This window comes from Marinobacter lipolyticus SM19, assembly GCF_000397065.2.
Taxonomy (GTDB): domain Bacteria; phylum Pseudomonadota; class Gammaproteobacteria; order Pseudomonadales; family Oleiphilaceae; genus Marinobacter; species Marinobacter lipolyticus.
The window spans coordinates 57971-77077 of the sequence record NZ_KE007330.1; the positions used below are offsets into that span (position 1 = coordinate 57971).

General features: G+C 55.5%; 13 protein-coding genes. 1 reads left to right on the forward strand and 12 read right to left on the reverse strand.

Annotated elements, in window-relative coordinates:
• Nucleotides 1-140: 140 nt before the first annotated feature.
• The 12 genes from MARLIPOL_RS17695 to MARLIPOL_RS17750 all read right to left on the reverse strand — a co-directional run bounded on the left by MARLIPOL_RS17695 (nt 141) and on the right by MARLIPOL_RS17750 (nt 16399).
• Nucleotides 141-509, reverse strand: coding sequence for a PilZ domain-containing protein (locus MARLIPOL_RS17695; RefSeq protein ID WP_012139718.1), 369 nt, complete (start codon nt 507-509; stop codon nt 141-143).
• 319 nt (nt 510-828) lie between these two features.
• Nucleotides 829-1893 carry a uroporphyrinogen decarboxylase gene (gene hemE / locus MARLIPOL_RS17700; protein WP_012139719.1) on the reverse strand — a complete coding sequence of 355 codons (1065 nt, stop codon included), beginning with the start codon at nt 1891-1893 and terminating at the stop codon, nt 829-831.
• 121 nt (nt 1894-2014) lie between these two features.
• Nucleotides 2015-3433 carry an FAD-dependent oxidoreductase gene (locus MARLIPOL_RS17705; protein WP_012139720.1) on the reverse strand — a complete coding sequence of 473 codons (1419 nt, stop codon included), beginning with the start codon at nt 3431-3433 and terminating at the stop codon, nt 2015-2017.
• A 78-nt stretch (nt 3434-3511) separates the two neighbouring features.
• Nucleotides 3512-7960, reverse strand: a complete 4449-nt coding sequence (gene gltB / locus MARLIPOL_RS17710) for a glutamate synthase large subunit (RefSeq protein WP_036192430.1) — start codon at nt 7958-7960, stop codon at nt 3512-3514.
• A 247-nt stretch (nt 7961-8207) separates the two neighbouring features.
• Nucleotides 8208-9641, reverse strand: a complete 1434-nt coding sequence (locus tag MARLIPOL_RS17715) for an AAA family ATPase (RefSeq protein ID WP_012139722.1) — start codon at nt 9639-9641, stop codon at nt 8208-8210.
• 37 nt (nt 9642-9678) lie between these two features.
• A complete protein-coding gene (aroB, locus tag MARLIPOL_RS17720; RefSeq protein WP_012139723.1) occupies nt 9679-10779 on the reverse strand; it encodes a 3-dehydroquinate synthase in 1101 nt (366 codons plus the stop codon).
• The gene (aroK, locus tag MARLIPOL_RS17725) at nt 10772-11338 is read right to left on the reverse strand and encodes a shikimate kinase AroK (RefSeq protein ID WP_012139724.1); all 567 of its coding nucleotides are present in this window, start codon (nt 11336-11338) and stop codon (nt 10772-10774) included. The genes aroB and aroK overlap by 8 nt, the downstream gene beginning before the upstream one ends.
• A 125-nt stretch (nt 11339-11463) precedes the next feature.
• The gene (gene pilQ, locus MARLIPOL_RS17730) at nt 11464-13539 is read right to left on the reverse strand and encodes a type IV pilus secretin PilQ (RefSeq protein WP_012139726.1); all 2076 of its coding nucleotides are present in this window, start codon (nt 13537-13539) and stop codon (nt 11464-11466) included.
• Nucleotides 13540-13603: 64 nt separating this feature from the next.
• Nucleotides 13604-14158: a pilus assembly protein PilP gene (locus MARLIPOL_RS17735; RefSeq protein WP_012139727.1), complete on the reverse strand. Its 555-nt coding sequence runs from the start codon at nt 14156-14158 to the stop codon at nt 13604-13606.
• 2 nt (nt 14159-14160) lie between these two features.
• Nucleotides 14161-14772 (reverse strand): type IV pilus inner membrane component PilO, encoded by a 612-nt coding sequence (locus MARLIPOL_RS17740; protein WP_012139728.1) that lies wholly within the window; start codon nt 14770-14772, stop codon nt 14161-14163.
• Nucleotides 14772-15335 carry a PilN domain-containing protein gene (locus tag MARLIPOL_RS17745; protein ID WP_012139729.1) on the reverse strand — a complete coding sequence of 188 codons (564 nt, stop codon included), beginning with the start codon at nt 15333-15335 and terminating at the stop codon, nt 14772-14774. Before MARLIPOL_RS17745 ends, MARLIPOL_RS17740 begins: the two co-directional genes overlap by 1 nt.
• Nucleotides 15335-16399, reverse strand: coding sequence for a pilus assembly protein PilM (locus MARLIPOL_RS17750; RefSeq protein ID WP_012139730.1), 1065 nt, complete (start codon nt 16397-16399; stop codon nt 15335-15337). The genes MARLIPOL_RS17745 and MARLIPOL_RS17750 overlap by 1 nt, the downstream gene beginning before the upstream one ends.
• A gap of 194 nt (nt 16400-16593) precedes the next feature.
• Between MARLIPOL_RS17750 and MARLIPOL_RS17755 the strand changes: the two genes are divergently transcribed.
• Nucleotides 16594-19083, forward strand: a complete 2490-nt coding sequence (locus MARLIPOL_RS17755) for a penicillin-binding protein 1A (protein ID WP_036192436.1) — start codon at nt 16594-16596, stop codon at nt 19081-19083.
• Nucleotides 19084-19107 lie beyond the last annotated feature (24 nt).

The window sequence follows — 19107 nt, forward strand, 5'->3', positions numbered from 1 at the left end:
TTTGGACAGGCTTTTCCAATCTCTCCCATCCAGTTCAGGGGATAGCGTCGATGTTCAAAGCCATAGCAAATAAACTAAGGTGGGGAGCAACAACGTAGGTCGGGTTAGGCAAAGCCGTAATCCGACAAAAAGCAGAAACCCTAATCAATCAAATGCGCAAACTCCCTCTCGAGCAACGCCTGATCCCCCAGATTAAGCTCAACAAGCCGCTTTAAGTGAGTGGCGCTTTCCAGGTCGATGTACTGACACTTGAACCCCAACCGCTGCGACTCGACATGCCGAAGCTCCACGGCCATGACAATGGCCGTTTCATTGTCGTCCAGATGAACGATCACCTCACAAGGCTCGTTTAGCGGCACGTTCCATTCGCTCGGTCTTTTCACCAGAACGCCTTTCAGGGAAATATCCAGCACCTCCGTCAACCAGACACTGTCCTGGCAGTGAAGCTCGCATGGGGCGTCAAATTCGATGCGGTGGAATCGTCGTTTTTCAGGGGGTTGGGTCGGCAAGTGGTCACTCCTGTTTACTGCTTTTGTTCCATATGACTATAGACCCGACAGGAGGATGCATCCAGAGGAGTTTTGGGGTGCTACGTGGAGAGTGGGTGTCGGATTACGGCACGCTTTGCGTGCCTAATCCGACCTACAAGTCCAACCTGTCACACGAACGGAGATATCACAGTGGCCGGATAAAGGTCGCCTGGAAGCGCCGCCCAAAAATTTCGGAGGCCATGGGTGGCCGGAGAGAAGCGCACAGGGAAGTGCTTGTAGCGGTTTTTGGGCGGCGCTTCCAGACGGCCGCCCCCACTGAAATCTCAGGCTATAAATGCTATTGGTGATACTCAGGACTCAGCTCTACCACCGCCTCAATAAACGCCTTGGCGTGCTCCGGATCCACATCCGGGGTAATACCGTGCCCCAGGTTGAAGATATGTCCCGGACCGGAACCGAATCGACGCAGGATATCGGCCACTTCCTGGCGGATCCGCTCAGGCGGTGCATACAGCATGGCCGGATCCATATTGCCCTGCAGGGCTACCCGATCGCCGATGCGAGCACGGGCGTTGCCAATGTCTGTAGTCCAGTCCAGACCGACTGCGTCTGCACCGGAATCGGCAATAGACTCCAGCCACTGACCACCATTCTTGGTGAACAGGATCACCGGAACCCGGCGACCTTCGCTCTCGCGAATCAGGCCATCCACGATTTTCTTCATATAGCGCAGCGAGAGTTCTTCATACGCCCAACTGCTCAGCACCCCGCCCCAGGTATCAAAAATCTGGACCGCCTGGGCACCGGCGCGGATCTGGCCGTTCAGGTAATCAATGACACAGTCTGCCAGGTGATCCAACAAACGGTGCATTACCTCCGGCTGGCCGTACATCAGCTTCTTGGCTTCACGAAAATCCTTGGAAGAGCCGCCCTCGATCATGTAGGTGGCCAGTGTCCAGGGGCTGCCGGAGAAGCCAATTAGCGGAACACGACCGTTAAGCGCACCACGGATGGTGGAAACCGCGTTCATTACGTAATCCAGATCCACCTCGGCCTTCATCGTGGGCAAGGCTGCAACATCTGACTCGGAGCGGATGGTGTGCTTGAACTTGGGACCTTCTCCGGTCTCAAAATACAGACCAAGCCCGAGCGCATCCGGGATGGTCAGGATGTCGGAGAACAGGATGGCGGCGTCCAGGGGATACCGCTCCAGAGGCTGCAGGGTAACCTCACAGGCCAATGGTGTGTTCTTACAAAGACTGAGAAAATCCCCCGCCTGGGCGCGGGTGGCACGGTACTCCGGCAGGTAACGGCCGGCCTGGCGCATCATCCACACCGGTGTGCGGTCAACGGGCTGGCGCATCAATGCGCGCAGGAAGCGGTCATTTTTCAGCTCGGTCATAGGATTTCCAGTCTGTTCTCGGTCTGCAAAGTTTGGGGTGCAATGATACCCCGTTTGTCGCAATAAAAAAGGGCGGCTTACCCTTAGCAAGCCGCCCTTCTGATCTGAATCAGGTCTGCCCTCAGATATCCAGGTAATCCAGGATGCCCTCGGCGGCCTGACGGCCTTCCCAGATAGCGGTTACGACCAGATCGGAGCCGCGGACCATATCACCACCGGCAAAAATCTTCTGGTTGCTGGTCTGGAACGCAAACTCAGCCTCTTCCGGTGCCGCTACACGACCGGAATCATCGGTGTTGATGCTCTGTGCATCAAACCAGTCTGCCGGGCTTGGGCGGAAACCAAAGGCCACCAGCACGGCGTCGGCCGGGATCACCTCTTCACTGCCCGGAACCACTTCCGGACGGCGGCGGCCGTTCTCATCAGGCTCGCCCAACTGGGTCTGGACAACCTTTACCCCTTCCACCTTGTCTTCACCAATGATGGCAATGGGCTGACGGTTGAACATGAACTTGACGCCTTCTTCCTTGGCGTTTGCCACTTCCTTGCGGGACCCCGGCATGTTCGCCTCATCCCGGCGATAGGCACACGTGACGCTTTCTGCCTGCTGGCGAATAGACGTACGGTTGCAGTCCATCGCGGTGTCACCACCACCCAGGACCACTACACGCTTGCCTTTCATGTCGATGAAATCGTCCGCGTTTTCCTCGTAGCCGAGGCGACGGTTGACGTTGGAGACCAGGAACGGCAGGGCGTCGTACACACCCGACAGATCTTCCCCGGGAAAACCGCCTTTCATGTAGGTGTAGGTACCCATCCCCATGAACACGGCATCGTATTCCTCAAGGATGTCGTCCATCATCACATCCTTGCCCACTTCCGTGGACAGACGGAATTCCACACCCATTTCCTCGAACACCTGGCGACGACGGGTCATGACGGACTTTTCCAGCTTGAACTCGGGAATACCGAAGGTCAGCAGGCCACCAATTTCCGGGTAGATATCGAATACCACCGGCTTCACACCGTTGCGCACCAGAACGTCCGCACAGCCGAGACCCGCAGGGCCGGCACCAATCACGGCGACCTTTTTGTCGGTCCACTTCACGGCGGACATGTCAGGCTTCCAGCCCAGAGCGAACGCGGTATCGGTAATGTACTTCTCGACCGAGCCGATGGTAACCGCACCGTATCCGTCGTTCAGGGTACAGGCTCCCTCACAAAGACGGTCCTGCGGGCAGACCCGGCCACAGACTTCCGGCAGGGAGTTAGTCTGGTGACATAGCTCCACCGCCCTCATGATGTTGCCTTCGGAAACCAGCTTCAGCCAGTTCGGAATGTAGTTGTGCACCGGGCACTTCCACTCACAGTATGGGTTACCACATTCCAGGCAGCGGTGCGCCTGTGGCGCCGCCTCTTCCTGGGTGAACGGGTGGTAGATTTCCCCGAATTCCTTCTTCCGCTTCTTTGCGGGTACCTTTTTCGGGTCTACGCGCCCTACTTCGACAAACTGGAAGTCGTTATTCAGTCGTTCTTTCATCATGATGCTCTCATCAACTCGATTTCGACAGGGGCACCGCTCTGTGGCGGATACCCCAAACCCTTATCCTTCCGGCGCTTATTCCGGGCGCGCGCGGGTGCTTGCCAGCAGGCTGCGGAGGTTGGCAGCCTTGGGTTTCACCAGCCAGAAACGGCCGATGTAGTCGTCGAAATCTTCAAGAATGTGCTCTGCCCACTGACTGCCGGTCTCCGAGATGTGCTCACGGATCACACCGCGCAGGTGATTACGGTAGGACTCCATGTCCTCACGGGAAATGCGCTGGATTTCCACCAGTTCGTGGTTGTACTTGTCCACGAAGGTGTTATCCATATCCAGCACGTAGGCAAAGCCACCGGTCATACCGGCACCGAAGTTGTATCCGGTAGAGCCGAGAACCGTCACCAGCCCGCCGGTCATGTATTCACAGCAGTGATCGCCGGTGCCCTCAACAACCGCATGAGTTCCGGAGTTACGCACCGCGAAACGCTCGCCTGCCGTGCCAGCGGCAAACAACTTGCCACCGGTTGCACCGTACAGACAGGTGTTGCCGACGATGGAAGTTTCATTGGTCTTGAAGCAGCTGCCACGGGGTGGTTTGACCACCAGCTTGCCGCCGGTCATCCCTTTGCCCACGTAGTCGTTGGCATCACCCTCAAGGATCAGGTTGAGACCACTGACGTTCCAGACACCGAAACTCTGACCAGCGGTACCGGTCAGATCGAGAGTCACAGGCGCATCCGCCATGCCCTGGTTGCCATGCTTCTCAGCAATTTCACCAGACAGACGCGCACCGATGGATCGGTCACAGTTGGTCACGCGGTAGGACCACGCACCACCAGACTTCTCTTCGATAGCCCCGGCGATATCCTTCACCATCTGTTCGGCAAGCGCGCCCTCGTCAAACGGACGGTTGCGCTCAACCTGACAGGTCTGAGGCTTGTCCGCAGGAATATGATCGTTGCCCAGAAGGCGGCTCAGGTCCAACTTCTTCTGACGCTCGGTATCTCCCGGCAGGCGCTCAAGCAGGTCTACACGCCCCACCAGCTCCTCCAGGCTGCGAACACCCAGCTTGGCCATCCACTCGCGGGTTTCTTCAGCGACGAAGCGGAAGAAATTCATGGCCATTTCCACCGTACCCTTGAAGTGCTCTTCACGCAGATGTTCATTCTGGGTGGCGACACCGGTGGCACAGTTGTTCAGGTGGCAGATTCGCAGGTATTTACACCCCAGAGCGACCATTGGGGTGGTACCAAAGCCGAAGCTCTCTGCGCCAAGAATCGCACCTTTTACTACGTCAAGGCCGGTTTTGATGCCGCCGTCGGTCTGCAAACGGATTTTTCCACGCAGATCGTTGGCACGCAGGGCCTGCTGGGTTTCCGTCAAGCCAAGCTCCCATGGGGAGCCGGCATAACGGATGGACGTCAGTGGACTCGCTGCCGTACCACCATCGTAACCGGACACGGTAATCAGGTCGGCGTACGCCTTGGCAACACCGGCGGCAATCGTGCCCACACCCGGCTCTGATACCAGCTTCACAGATACCAGCGCTTTTGGGTTCACCTGCTTCAGGTCAAAAATCAGCTGCGCCAGATCCTCGATCGAGTAGATGTCATGGTGCGGTGGCGGCGAAATCAGCGTCACACCGGGCACCGAATACCGCAAGCGCGCGATCAGATCGTTTACCTTGCCACCCGGCAGCTGGCCGCCCTCACCAGGCTTGGCGCCCTGGGCAACCTTGATCTGCATGACATCGGCACTGCGCAGGTACTCAGCAGTCACACCAAAGCGACCAGAGGCCACCTGCTTGATCTTGGAGCGTTTCTCTGTGCCATAGCGGGCAGGATCTTCACCACCCTCACCAGAGTTGGAACGCCCGCCCAGGGTGTTCATGGCAACCGCCAACGCCTCGTGCGCTTCAGGGGACAAAGCCCCCAGGGACATGGCTGCTGAATCAAAACGCGGGAAAATATTCTCGACCGGCTCTACCTCGGAAATATCAATCGCCTTGATATCCTGACGGAACCCGAGAAGATCCCTCAGTGTGGCCACCGGGCGTTCATTCACCAGACCTGCGTATTCCTGATAGTGACCGTAATCACCACTGATCACCGCTTCCTGGAGCTTGCCGACCACATCCGGATTAAAGGCATGGTATTCCTGGCCGTGAACGTACTTCAGTAGTCCACCCTGGGAAACCGGTTTACGGGGCTTCCAGGCAACTGCTGCCAGTTGTTCCTGATCCTGCTGGAAGTCGAAGAAACCAGCCCCCTGGATACGGCTGGGCACGCCCTTGAAGCACAGATCAACCACTTCATCCGCAAGGCCAATGGCCTCGAAAAGTTGGGCACCACGGTATGAGGTCATGGTGGAGATGCCCATCTTGGACAGGATCTTCAACAACCCCTTGTTGATACCTTTGCGGTAGTTATTCTTGGCCTCGATCGGGTCCATCAGCAGTTCACCGGTACGAATCAGGTCATTCAGTACCTGATAGGCCAGGTACGGATAGACCGCTGTCGCACCAAAGCCGAACAGGACCGCGAACTGATGAGGATCACGGGCCCAGCCGGTTTCCACAATAATATTGGAATCACAACGCAGACCTTGCGTCACGAGGTGGTGATGAACCGCACCAGTGGCCATCAGGGCATTCACTGGCAGTTCACCTTCCTTGAGATCCTTGTCAGACAGGATCAGCAGCACCTTGCCATTGCGCGTGGCTTCTTCAGCCTGATCGCAGACACGGCGGATGGCTTGCTCAAGGCCCATCTCCGGACGATACCCCATGGAAATGTGAGCGACCTCGAACCCCGGACGATCGTTATTGGCGATCTTGAGGAACTTGGCCGGTGACAGTACCGGTGTGGTCAGAATGATCCGGTCCGCGTGGTCCGGTGTTTCCTCGAAGACATTGCGCTCAGAGCCCAGACACGTCTCGAGCGACATGACAATCGCTTCCCGAAGCGGATCAATCGCCGGGTTTGTTACCTGGGCAAACTTCTGGCGGAAGTAGTCACCAACGTGACGCACCTTGCTGGACAATACCGCCATCGGGGTATCGTCGCCCATCGAGCCAACAGCCTCCTGGCCATTCTCCGCCAGCGGACGCAACACCTGGTCCCGCTCTTCGAAGGACACCATGAACACCTTCTGGTGTACCAGAAGCTCGTCGGCGTCCATCAGACGGAACTCAGGGGTTTCCTGATTCAGTGTGGTTTCGACCCGTAACGCATTCTCCCGCAACCATTGCTTGTACGGATGAGCATTCTTGAGACGCTCATCAATGTCCGGGGTATGAAGCACTTCGCCGGTCTGGGTATCAACGGCCAGCATCTGGCCCGGTCCTACCCGACCTTTCGCCACAACGTCATCGGGTTCATAGCCATAGGTGCCGATTTCCGATGCCAGGGTAATGAAGTCATCCTTGGTAACCACCCAGCGCGCCGGGCGCAAGCCATTCCGGTCCAGCATGCAGACCGCGTAGCGACCATCCGAGAATACCAGGCCGGCAGGGCCATCCCACGGCTCCATATGCATGGAGTTGTACTCGTAGAACGCCCTCAGGTTGGAATCCATGGTATCCACATTCTGCCACGCAGGCGGAATCATCATCCGGACCGCACGGAACAGATCCACCCCACCGGCCAGCAGCACTTCCAGCATGTTGTCCATGCTTGAAGAGTCAGAGCCGGTCAGGTTCACCAGCGGCTGCAGGGTCTGCAGATCCGGCAGGTCCGGGGAGCTGAACTTGGCCGCACGGGCGATGGCCCAGTTGCGGTTACCATCGATGGTATTGATTTCACCATTATGCGCCAGGAAACGGAATGGCTGAGCCAACGGCCAGCGCGGCATGGTGTTGGTGGAGAAGCGCTGGTGGAAAACACAAATAGCGGTCTGGAGATCCGGATCACCCAGATCCTTGTAGAAGTTCGCCAGGTCAGCCGGCATCATCAGGCCTTTATAGGCCAGCGTGCGGTGGGACAGGCTACAGATATAGAACTCGGAATCATCCGCCATGTCGCGCTCAGCGTACCGGCGGCCAATAAACAGGCTGATTGCAAACTCTTTCTCTGCCTTGTCAGCCGGCGCCACAAATACCTGCTCGATTCGAGGCAGGCAATCCAGAGCCATGGGCCCAAGACAACTGTTGTCCGTCGGAACCTCCCGCCAGCCCAGAATATCCAGGCCCTGCTCGGTCAGACTCTTCTCAATGGCTTCCCGCCCGGCTTTTGCCTTGGCTTCGTCCGGGTTCAGGAATACCTGACCAACGGCAAACAGATCTCCGGGCTCCTTACCAAACGCCGCTTTAGCGGCCTTGCGCAAGAAGGCATCGGGACTTTGAATAAGCAGGCCGCAACCATCACCGGTCTTTCCGTCTGCTGCAATGCCACCGCGGTGGGTCATGCAGGTCAGTGACTCGATGGCAGTTTGCAACAACTTGTGGCTGGCATCGCCTTTCATATGGGCGATCAGTCCGAAACCACAGTTGTCCCTGAATTCTTCGGGATGATACAAACCTGTCATCATAAGCGTTCTCTCACATAGAAATGCTTTTCAATCAAAGAGTTATAAGCAAATACCGTTAAAGTCACCCTTTGACACTGAAAATGGGGGCTGGACATTCTACACACGTACAATTACGTACTCAATCCGAAGTCCGTTTATTTTAGGGGCAGTAGAGGTGGAATAATTCTCTAACCCCACTGTTTTTAATCGTTTTTATGGAAGGACACGAGGAGGGACCAAAAACCCTGAAAAGGCACCTTGGGGCCTGTCAAAACCCACTTAACGGGCGGACCCAAGACTCCCTGGAGCGCAAACCCTCAGGCAATTTACGTAATGCAGACCGGGCCACTCCGACATCCTCAAAATCACCATAAAACACCACAAACCAATCCTTACCCTGCCGCGTTGACCGAGTGTATCTCAACCCATCAACCTGTTCGTACTGCTCCATAAAGGCAATCGCAGTCTGCTCCTGGAAGCCGGCAACAAACTGCGCAGTCAAACCGCTTCTGATACGTACCTGCTCGACCGGAACATACCTCTCCGGGCGTACCGGAACAAAAGCTGCAGCCGCCTCGGTTTGGACCAACGCTTGCGACACTGGTTCCATCTCTGGCTCTGGCTCTGGCTCTGGCTCTGGCTCTGGCTCTGGCTCTGGCTCTGCGACATTATTCGCCACTACGACGGGTTCTACCACACCATTGCCGCCAACATCCTCAGCAGTTGACTGGACCTCAGGATTCTCAGGCCCGATGGTGATGCTCTTACGCACGCGCTCGGGCTGGGTAGCAGCCTGCTTGTCCTGATTTACAGACTCTTCGTATTGCTGCGCCACAATCCACCAGGAACCACCAAGCAGTAACAGCGCCAGTGCGGGCCAGCGAAAGCTAAGCAGCGGCTTCAAACCCACTACTGGCCTGTATCTGGCGGCCGGCGTAATGTCCAGCCAGACCGCAGGCGTTATCCTGTGCAGGCGTGAAAAGCTACCCTGACTGAGCTGATGAATCTGCCTTACCCTGGCAGGACTAAGCAAGTCCTCCACCCGGCCACCGGCTCGATGCACACGGGGCTCCAGATACGCCCGGACCTCTTCCTCCGTCAGAGGACGCAAGTGCACCTGATGGACGCCCGCAGAACTCTCTCCGAGCTTGAGCATGCTGACCAGGTCGCTCTCACCACTGAACACGGGCACTGCCGCTGAGGCCCTGTCAGCATCCAGAAACGCTGACAACAGGAGCTGCAACAGATCGGGAGAAGCGCGATCAGCATCGTCAATCAACAGCACCATACGCTGCCCTTTGCGCACCCGGGTTTCAGACCAGCGAAAAAATCCGTAAACCGCGTCTCGGAAGCTCTCAGAAGGCTCAAGACTTTTATGGGCAATTGACAGTAGCCCACGTGCCAGCGCATGGGCACTCGTCAGCGCTGCGGAAGGCAGCCGGTGGAAATCCAGGCGAGACGACTCACTGCGAACCAATTCAGCCAGCACCCGGGTTTTACCCGCACCCGCCGCACCAGTCAGCATTATTGCCATGTCCCCGAATCCACAAAGATGACGGAGGGTTTCCAGGGCGTGATGGCGCATGGCATCCGGGAAAAAGGGCATTTCCATTTCCATTGGATTGGCTCGCAGGCCGTAACGTTCCTGCAGCCGGGGAAACAGGCCTCCCCCTTCCAGGCTGTTCAATCCTGAATCGTTCACAATCGTTCCCTGTCGCGATCAGTTCACATGGAATGCATTAATCAGGCGCACCCTGACAGAAAGCCCCAAGGGTCGCAGCCAGGTTCTCGGGGCTCGCATCTGCCGTGACAAAAGCATCACCCAGAGCCCTGAGCAAGACCAGGCGCAGGGCTCCGTCAATATTCTTTTTATCGACCGCCATCAAATCCATGAAATGATCCGGGGTCATCTCCGCAGGAGGCAACAGCGGCAATCCCGCCCTGGCAACCAGTTCGCGGGCGCGGGCCAGATCCGCCCCGGAAATCATCCCCTCCCGCAATGACAGGTCAGCAGCCATGACCATGCCCGTACCAACGGCTTCGCCATGCAACCAATTACCATACCCGGCAAACGTCTCAATGGCATGACCAAAAGTGTGCCCAAGATTGAGAATGGCCCGAAGCCCTCCTTCCCGCTCGTCCCGGGCGACCACGTCCGCTTTACAGGCACATGACCGGTAAATGGCCTCGACCAGCGAATCCGGTGACAACCCGATCAAGCGGTCCATTTCCAGCTCCAGCCATGCCAGAAATTCGGTGTCCCGAATCAATCCGTACTTGATCACCTCGGCCAGACCTGCAGACACTTCTCTTGGTGGCAAGGTTTTCAGTGAGTTCGTATCGATCAGGACAACTTCCGGCTGATGGAAGGCGCCGATCATATTCTTTCCCAACGGGTGGTTGATACCGGTTTTGCCACCCACCGAGGAGTCCACCTGCGATAACAGCGTGGTCGGTATCTGGATAAACGGCACGCCGCGCTGGTAGCTGGCAGCTGCAAACCCCGTCATATCACCAACCACTCCCCCCCCAAGGGCAACCAGAGTGGTCTTGCGAGTATGGCGCTTTTTCAGCAAGGCGTCGAAAACGAGATTCAGTGTTTGCCAATCCTTATACTCTTCGCCATCAGGAAGTACCACCGAATCAACAGCCTTGCCCGAGAAACAGGCTTTGGCCTGCTCCAGATACAAGGGAGCAACGGTTTCATTGGTCACGATCATGATCTGACTGCCCGCAACATAGGGCGTGAGATCCATGCTGCCCAGCAGCCCATCTCCGATAAAAATGGGATAACTGCGGTCACCCAGATCAACCTGCAACTCCCTAACGGCGTTAGGCATGATTTCGACCTTCCTTTCTCACTTGTCGACGATGACGCGGGGTTTTCGGATTCACTCGATTGACCAACTGCCGCACCACCAGCCTCGGGCTCTTCCGATCTGTGTGCATAACAATATCAGCCAACTTCGTATAGACAGGATCCCTCAGGGCAAACAGTTTTCGCAAGACGGCCTCGGGGTCATCGTTCTGTAAAAGCGGACGATTTCGGTCCCGCCGTGTCCGCTCAACCTGCTGGTCGATAGAGGTTTTAAGATAAATCACGGTGGCATCTTGCTTGAGGAGCTCGTGATTTTCAGGCTTCATAACGGCACCGCCGCCGGTGGCAAGAACTGTCTCACATTGCTCTGACAACTCCGCCAACATGGCCGTTTCGCGCTGACGAAACCCCTCTTCCCCCTCGACATCAAATATCCAGGGAATATTCGCACCACAGCGCTCTTCAATAATTCTGTCCGAATCCAGAAAACGATAGCCCAGCTCTCTGGCAAGCATGCGACCAATGGTGCTTTTGCCTGCGCCCATGGGGCCAACCAGGACAATTCGTTTTGGCAATGACATAACTTAAGCTCATAGACGTTCTGGCGGGTGAGAATAGCACAGGGCGCCGAAATCCATAAATTTCGAAAGTGCGAGCGCACAAAAAAACCGCCGGTGTGAGGCGGCGGCTTTTTTGATCAGAGAACTTACCGAATCAGGTCACTCTTGATGATTTTGGGAGTGATGAAGATCAGCAGCTCACTGCGCTCATCGATGTGCTCCGTCCGCTTGAACAGGCGTCCAAGGTACGGAATGTCACCGAGGAACGGCGTCTTGGTGGTCTGTGTTGCCACTTCGGACTGGAAGATACCACCCAGCACAACCGTCTCTCCGTTACCAACCAATACCTGAGTTGTAACCTCATTTGTGTTGATTGCCGGGATACCCGCCGTCACTTCACCACGAGAATCCTGATTAACAACCAAGTCCATGATGATCTTGTCATCCGGCGTGATCTGGGGCGTCACTTCCAATGAAAGAGCAGCCTCTTTGAAGGAAACAGACGTGGCACCACTGGAGGACGCTTCCTGATAGGGAATCTCCTCACCGGACTTGATCTTCGCCGTCTGACGATCGGCGGTCACTACCCGAGGCTGGGAGACCACTTCCGCCCGTCCATCGGTTTCCAGCGCGGACAGCTCAAGATCCACCAGGAAGTCATCACTACCCCAACCAATCGCGAACGAGGACGCGCCCTCACCAGTGACGCCAAGATCGACGGCCAGCGCTCCAGGGAAGGTAATCGTATTGTTGTTACCCGCCGCAGCTTGACGAGCCTCTTCGACGGCACCCTGGGACCCACCGATGGAGACCACATTATCGCCATTCACATCGTAAGCGGCACCTCCCCAACGAATCCCGAGATTTTCGGCAACATTGGTTTGCGCGCGAACAATCCGTGCCTCGATAGATACTTGGCGAACTGCCACATCCCAGGTGCTAACCAGCTGGCGAATTTCCTCAAGCTTATCTGCAGTTTCGCGGACGCTAATGGTGTTGGTCCTGGCGTCGGAAGAAACAAAACCACGGGAGGAAATCAACTCTTCGTCTGCCTGAATCAAGGCAACGATGTCTGCCGCCTTGGCATAATTGACCTGAATAATATCAAGCCTCACCGGTGCCAGTTCGGCAATCTGTTTGTTGGTTTCCAGCTCTAACTTCTCTCGGGCCGCAATTTCGTCGGCCGGAGCGACCAGCAGGACGTTACCTATCTGACGCTTGTCGAGGCCTTTGGTCTTAAGAATCAGGTCCAGCGCTTGATCCCAGGGGACGTTCTGCAAACGCAGTGTGATACTGCCACTCACAGTGTCACTGGCCACCAGATTGAGACCAGTAAAGTCTGCAATCAGCTGAAGGACTGACCGCACTTCAATATCCTGGAAGTTGAGCGACAGTTTGTCTCCTGTATACGGAAACTTTTCTTCGCGGCGATCTTCTGCTTCCTGCTCACTCAGACGCTCGACACTCACCGTAAACTGGGAACCGGATTGATAAGCGATGTAGTCGTAGTGGCCCTCCGGACGAATCTCGACAACCGCATTACCACCCTCGATATAGGTGTCCACACGGCTAACCGGAGTGGCGAAATCAGTCACATCCAGACGACGCCGGAGGTTTTCGGGAACAGTCATGCCATCCATTGTGAGGCGAATCTTGCCGCCAAATTCAGAGAGATCAACAGGTGCGCTGGCACGTCCGAGGTCGACAATCACTTGCCCTTCCCCTTCTTTGCCGCGGCGGAAATCCACTCCCGCCAGCACTCCATCACGAGAGGAGGATGACAATGAAGAGGTTGCGGCCGGAGCTGCCGAACCGCCACTGGAGGCCGTAGCAGTGGCGCCACTTCCGTCACCAATAGTCATGACCAGAGAGTTACCCTGACGAACCGTGTCGTAGGGGGCCAGCTCCACCAGATTGAAAATCAGGCGAGTGCGGTCCTTGGTTTCCACCACTGTCATGCTCTGGGCATTGCCAGAACCAAGCGACAGGCTTCGACTGTTCAGTCCGCTGGTCGTATCTTTCAGGTCAACCGCAATCCGGGCAGGCCGTTCGATGGTATAACCCGTAGGTTCGGGTGGCTGACCATCGAATTTCAACGTTACTTCAAGCTGGTCGCCAGGTAACGATGAAAACGACACGTCTTCCAGCGTGACCGCATTGGCCAGGCCGGATAACAACCCAAGAGCAATCACGCCGACGTATACATTGAGTTTTCTGAACATCGCTAGCCTCGACCCCAAACTTTTTTGTTCATGCATGGTTCTTTCTGTATTCATAATGCGCCCCTTAGCCTTCGTCTTCGTCTTCGTCAAGGGACAGGAAACGAGGACGCTCAACCCATCCACCCCGGCCATTGGGAACGATTTCAATCAGTTCAACACGGGTTTGGCTGATTCCGACAATTCTGCCGTAATTCTGCCCCATGTAGTTTCCGGTACGGACCCTGTGCACCCCCCCCTCGTTATCACGAATCAACGCGAAAAGGCCGCCGGACGCATCCGTCAGGGTACCTACCATGTTCAGGTTTTTGAGGCCAAAGTTCTCCAACACCTCACGTGGGCGATCAAGATCCGGTTCCACATCACTCACCGGCTCGTCATCCACCATCGTCAACTGCACGTCAATGGGGGGCTCAAACGGCGCTCGCCTGTCCGCAGCCGAGTAACTGAATGCTTCGTATGCCTTGAATTCCGGCAAAGGCTCAACGTGGCCTCTTGGCTTGGCTCTGGTATCAGCCATGAATTTGTCAAGATCAGAGAAACCGTTTCCCTGGGAACAAGCCGTCAGAACGGATACCAGACAAATACCCAGCCAGGCTTTTCCCGCATGCTGTCCTGCCATGCTTATTCTCCAGCCCGGTAGCGGTAGGTACGGGCAACAACTTGCATATCAAGCCGTTCACCGTCACCGCCAGTTGGTTTAATGGTTAAATCGTGCAGCGTCACAATCCGCGGCAAGCTGGCCACACTGCTGACGAACGTCGCCAACTCGTGGTAAGAACCCGAGACACGGATATTAATCGGCAACTCCGAGTAGAAGTCGCGACGCTGTTCGGGTTGGAGCTTGACCTCCTGCAAGGCAAGACCGCTGCCCAGAGCTGTATTCGTGATGTCCTCCAGCAAGCCCGGCACTTCGGTCTCACTGGGCAACTGTCGCACCAATGCCCCGAAGGTTTCTTCCATCTCTTCCATCTGCGCCCTGAAGACATCAAGGTTCGCCACCCGATAGGCTTTTTCTTCGTATTTTTTCCTTAATTCCTGCTCTGTACGCTCGACACGCTCCAACTGCCCGTACTGATCCTTGATGAAGAACCAGTAGCCGCCACCCAGAATCAGACCAAAGATTATCAGGACAACGATAGCTTTTACCGGTGCCGGCCAGATACCCGCATTGTTGACATCAAGATCGTTGATATCGAATTCGTTAAGACTTTTGAGTGAGTCCGCGAGGCTCATTACTTATCCTCCCCTTCGGGCTCTGGAGTTTTTTGCTTAACCGACAGGTTGAACTGACTGTAACCGGCCCGGCGATTGTCAGCCGCCGACACATTGGAAAGGTTCGGTTCGGTAAACCAGTCGGACTCATCAAAGCGCCTCATCAGAGTCGAAATCCGACTGTTGGATTCGGCCATGCCAACGATATCAACCCGATCCCCGGTTTTCTTGAGGTCGGTATAGAAGAGCCCGTCAGGCAATGTCCGCACCAATTCGTCAAATGCTCTTACAATGACTGGCCGCTTGCCCTGAAGATCCTGAATAACCTGCATGCGCGATAGTAGTTCGTCACGTTTGCGTTTCAGGTTTTCAATTTCCTTGATTTGCTTATCCAGTTCTTTGGTCGCAGTTTCGATGTAGGCGTTGCGTGACTGTTGGTACGCAATCCGGTTGTCCATGTCCGTTTTCCAGAGAAACGCCATGCCCGCAGCCACAATGGCTGCACCCAATATCATCACGACAAACTGTTTCTGCTTTTCGGCCCGAAGCTCTTCACGCCATGGCCTGAGGTTAATCTTTGCCATCAGTCAAAGCTCCTCATTGCCAGTCCACATGCAATCATCAAAGAGGGTGCATCACTGCCAAGTGCTGACGCATTCACCCTGGAGCCTACGGACATATCGGAAAATGGATTGGCAACCAGAGTCGGTGTTCCCGTTTTCTCTTCGACCATTTCTGTCAGACCTTGTATCGAAGCGGTGCCGCCGGCCAGAATCACGTAGTCAACCGCATTGTACTGACTTGCGCCGAAGAAGAACTGAAGAGCCCTCGCAACTTGCTGCACGACAGCCTCCCGGAAAGGAGTCAGAACCTCGGATTCGTAGTCATCTGGCAAACCACCCTGCTTTTTGGCCAGCCCGGCTTCTTCCACTGACAGACCATAGCGACGCTGAATTTCTTCTGTCAGCTGCTTACCGCCAAAAATCTGCTCACGGGTATAAACTGTCCGGCCGTCAGCGAGGACACTGAGCGTGGTCATGGTGGCGCCGATATCGACGATGGCCACAACCAGCTCTTCTCCCTGCGAGTCAAGCTGGGGCTCTATCAATTTGTAGGCCCGCTCAAGGGCGTAGGCCTCGACGTCCACCACTTTTGTGGTCAGTGACGCAATCTCCAACGCGTCCTCTCGGATGTCTACGTTTTCCTTACGGCATGCCGCCAGGAGTACATCGACCTGATCAGGATTGGTTTCTGAAGGACCCTGCACCTCGAAGTCAATAGCAACCTCGTCCAGAGGGTATGGGATATACTGATCCGCCTCCAGAGTGATCTGATCTTCCATTTCAAACTCGTTAAGGCCGCCATCCATCTGGATGACCTTGGTTATGACGGCAGAGCCCGAAACAGCCACAGCGACCTGTTTTACGCCGGTACGTGATTTGGAAGCGACGCGCTTGAGAACCTCGCCGACCGCTTCCACATCCGTGATGTTTTTTTCGACAACAGCGTTAGCCGGCAAAGGCTCCACTGCATAACTTTCGACCCTGTAACGGTCACCGTTCTTTGAGAGTTCCAACAGCTTGACTGAACTCGAGCTGATGTCCACACCCACGACGGCACTGGATTTTTTTCCAAACAATCCGAACACGCGCTCACCCTATACCTGGTTAATGCACCGGGTTACGTAACTTATGTGTTTTTTATTTAAGAGAATTTCTTCAGTTTTCCGTCTACAATGCGAGTTCTTCTTAAATTGAGAGGCATTGCAACGGTGAAGCGACTCGTCCTTCCTAAAGCAATTTCTCAAATGATAGACCTATATCCAACAGTTGTCAGAAAAAAATGTCTCATTTATTGCGTACATCCCGCCTGTTTGCCTGGTTATTTGTCACCGGACTCAGTCTTTCGACAATCGTAGCGTCAGGTTTTTATCTCTACCTGCGCCCCGGGCTTCCTCCCGTTGATCAGCTTCTTGATATCAAGTTGCAGACACCGCTGAGAGTCTACAGCGCAGACAACAGATTAATAGCAGAATTCGGTGAAAAGAGAAGGGCACCGATCACAATCGAACAGATCCCTACAATTCAGTTACATGCCTTTATGGCAGCAGAAGACGCCCGTTTCTACGAGCACTTCGGGGTCGACTTCAAAGGCCTGCTGCGGGCTGCCATCGAACTGGTCTCCACCGGAGAGATCCAGTCAGGGGGCAGTACGATCACAATGCAGGTTGCAAAAAATTACTTTTTGTCACGTGATCGGACCTTTATCCGCAAGTTCAATGAGATACTTCTGGCACTTCAGATAGAACGTGAACTGAGCAAAGAACGCATCCTCGAGCTCTATCTGAACAAGATTTATCTTGGTAATCGCGCCTATGGTATCGCGGCTGCTGCACAGGTGTACTACGACAAACCAGTCACTGACCTGTCACTGGCCCAGATGGCCATGCTTGCCGGACTACCGAAAGCTCCGTCAGCCTACAACCCACTGGCCAACCCCGAGCGCGCACACATTCGCCGCAACTGGATTCTCGGCCGCATGAGGGATTTGGGCTACATTACTGAAGACGCCTATGCACTTGCATCCTCTGCGCCCCTGACCGCCAGCTATAACGCCGCTGACACCGAAGTGGACGCTGACTTTGTCGCCGAAATGGCCAGAACTGAAATGGTTCAGCGATTCGGCGACAAGACATACACCGATGGTTACAAGGTCACCCTGACCGTTGACAGTAAAAAACAGCAACAAGCCACCCTCGCCCTACGCAACGGTCTGGAAGCTTACGACCGAAGGCACGGCTTCCGGGGCCCGATCGGGCAGATCGATGAATCAGACCTTCAACCCGAGAAACTCGAGGATCTGATTGCAAACTACCCGAGGGTTGAAGCTCTGATTCCCGCAGTCGTAACTCAGGTTAGCGATGAAAGTGGCGAAGTCGAACTGTTTGCCCGTACCCTCGGCAAAACCACCATGCCGTTTGAAACCATGACCTGGGCCAGACGCTACAAAACGGAAAACCTGACCGGCCCGAAACCGGAGAAACCATCAGACGTTGTTGCCAAAGGCGACGTCATCTACGTCAAGCCCTCAGCAGACCCAGCTCTCGAAGCCATGGATGGGGCTCCGCCGGCAACTGATGACAACAATGGACAGATCAGAACCATTGATATCCGCAAGGTAGGGCTGGCTCAAGTCCCCCGGGCAGAGGGCGCACTGATTTCCCTTGACGCAGATACCGGTGCCATTGAAGCGCTGACAGGTGGCTATAGCTTCAGCCAGAGCAAATACAATCGCGCCATGCAGGCGAAAAGGCAGCCCGGCTCCAATTTCAAGCCATTCCTCTATCTGGCCGCCCTGGAAAGCGGCATGACGCCCGCCACAATATACAACGATGCCCCCATTGTCTTTGACGACGAGGCACAGGGAACCTCATGGCGCCCGGAAAACTCCTCCGGACGGTTTGAAGGGCCCACTCGCCTACGGAAGGCGCTGTACCAATCAAGAAACCTGGTATCCGTGCGCCTGCTGCGTGATCTGGGCATCCAGGCTACGCTGGACTACCTGGAACAACTGAAGATACCAACCGCCGACATGCAAAAAGACCTTTCCCTTTCCCTCGGCAGTGGACTCCTTACTCCAATGGAGGTGGCCAGGGGCTACGCAGTAATGGCCAATGGCGGATATGATGTTGAGCCATTTCTTATTCAAAGCATCTCTGACGTTAACAACGAAGAAATCTTCAGCGCACCCGAGGTCATCATCTGCGACAAGAACTGCGAAGATATCGAACAGGAAACGGAGATGACGGAAGAAGCGCCGAGGCGTTCTGTAAGGATAGCCCGTCGACTGGCAGATGAACGGAGCGTCTACCTCATGCACTCCATTATGAAGGACGTCATTACAAGAGGAACCGGGCGCCGAGCCCTCACCCTCGGTCGCAGCGACCTCGCAGGCAAAACCGGCACGACTAACGAACAACGGGACACCTGGTTTTCCGGCTTCAATCATGATATCGCCACCACCACCTGGGTTGGCTTTGATCAACCCGCCCCACTTGGCCGCCGCGAATTTGGCGCCAGCACTGCCCTGCCAATCTGGATAGACTACATGGAGGTTGCTCTTGAAGGCACGCCAGCCTCTCATATGCCGCGCCCCAACGGCATCGTCAATGTTCGCATCGATCCGGAAACCGGCAAGCGCGCGCACCCCGGTCAGGACGGCATATTCGAGCTGTTCAAGGAAGAGGATGCACCACCTCCCCTGGATCCGCGAGACGAGTCCGGCAACGGCAGCAACGGAAACGGTGACGACCTATCCCGCCAGATATTCTGAGCGGGAATCGGACACAAAAAAAAA

Excerpts from the sequence above, each read along its gene's own strand:
- MARLIPOL_RS17755 (WP_036192436.1), top strand. The coding sequence starts at position 16,594 with ATGTCTCATTTATTGCGTACATCCCGCCTGTTTGCCTGGTTATTTGTC.
- gltB (WP_036192430.1), bottom strand. The coding sequence starts at position 7,960 with ATGATGACAGGTTTGTATCATCCCGAAGAATTCAGGGACAACTGTGGT.
- aroB (WP_012139723.1), bottom strand. The coding sequence starts at position 10,779 with ATGCCTAACGCCGTTAGGGAGTTGCAGGTTGATCTGGGTGACCGCAGT.
- MARLIPOL_RS17745 (WP_012139729.1), bottom strand. The coding sequence starts at position 15,335 with ATGGCAAAGATTAACCTCAGGCCATGGCGTGAAGAGCTTCGGGCCGAA.
- aroK (WP_012139724.1), bottom strand. The coding sequence starts at position 11,338 with ATGTCATTGCCAAAACGAATTGTCCTGGTTGGCCCCATGGGCGCAGGC.
- MARLIPOL_RS17735 (WP_012139727.1), bottom strand. The coding sequence starts at position 14,158 with ATGGCAGGACAGCATGCGGGAAAAGCCTGGCTGGGTATTTGTCTGGTA.
- MARLIPOL_RS17740 (WP_012139728.1), bottom strand. The coding sequence starts at position 14,772 with ATGAGCCTCGCGGACTCACTCAAAAGTCTTAACGAATTCGATATCAAC.
- pilQ (WP_012139726.1), bottom strand. The coding sequence starts at position 13,539 with ATGTTCAGAAAACTCAATGTATACGTCGGCGTGATTGCTCTTGGGTTG.
- MARLIPOL_RS17705 (WP_012139720.1), bottom strand. The coding sequence starts at position 3,433 with ATGAAAGAACGACTGAATAACGACTTCCAGTTTGTCGAAGTAGGGCGC.
- hemE (WP_012139719.1), bottom strand. The coding sequence starts at position 1,893 with ATGACCGAGCTGAAAAATGACCGCTTCCTGCGCGCATTGATGCGCCAG.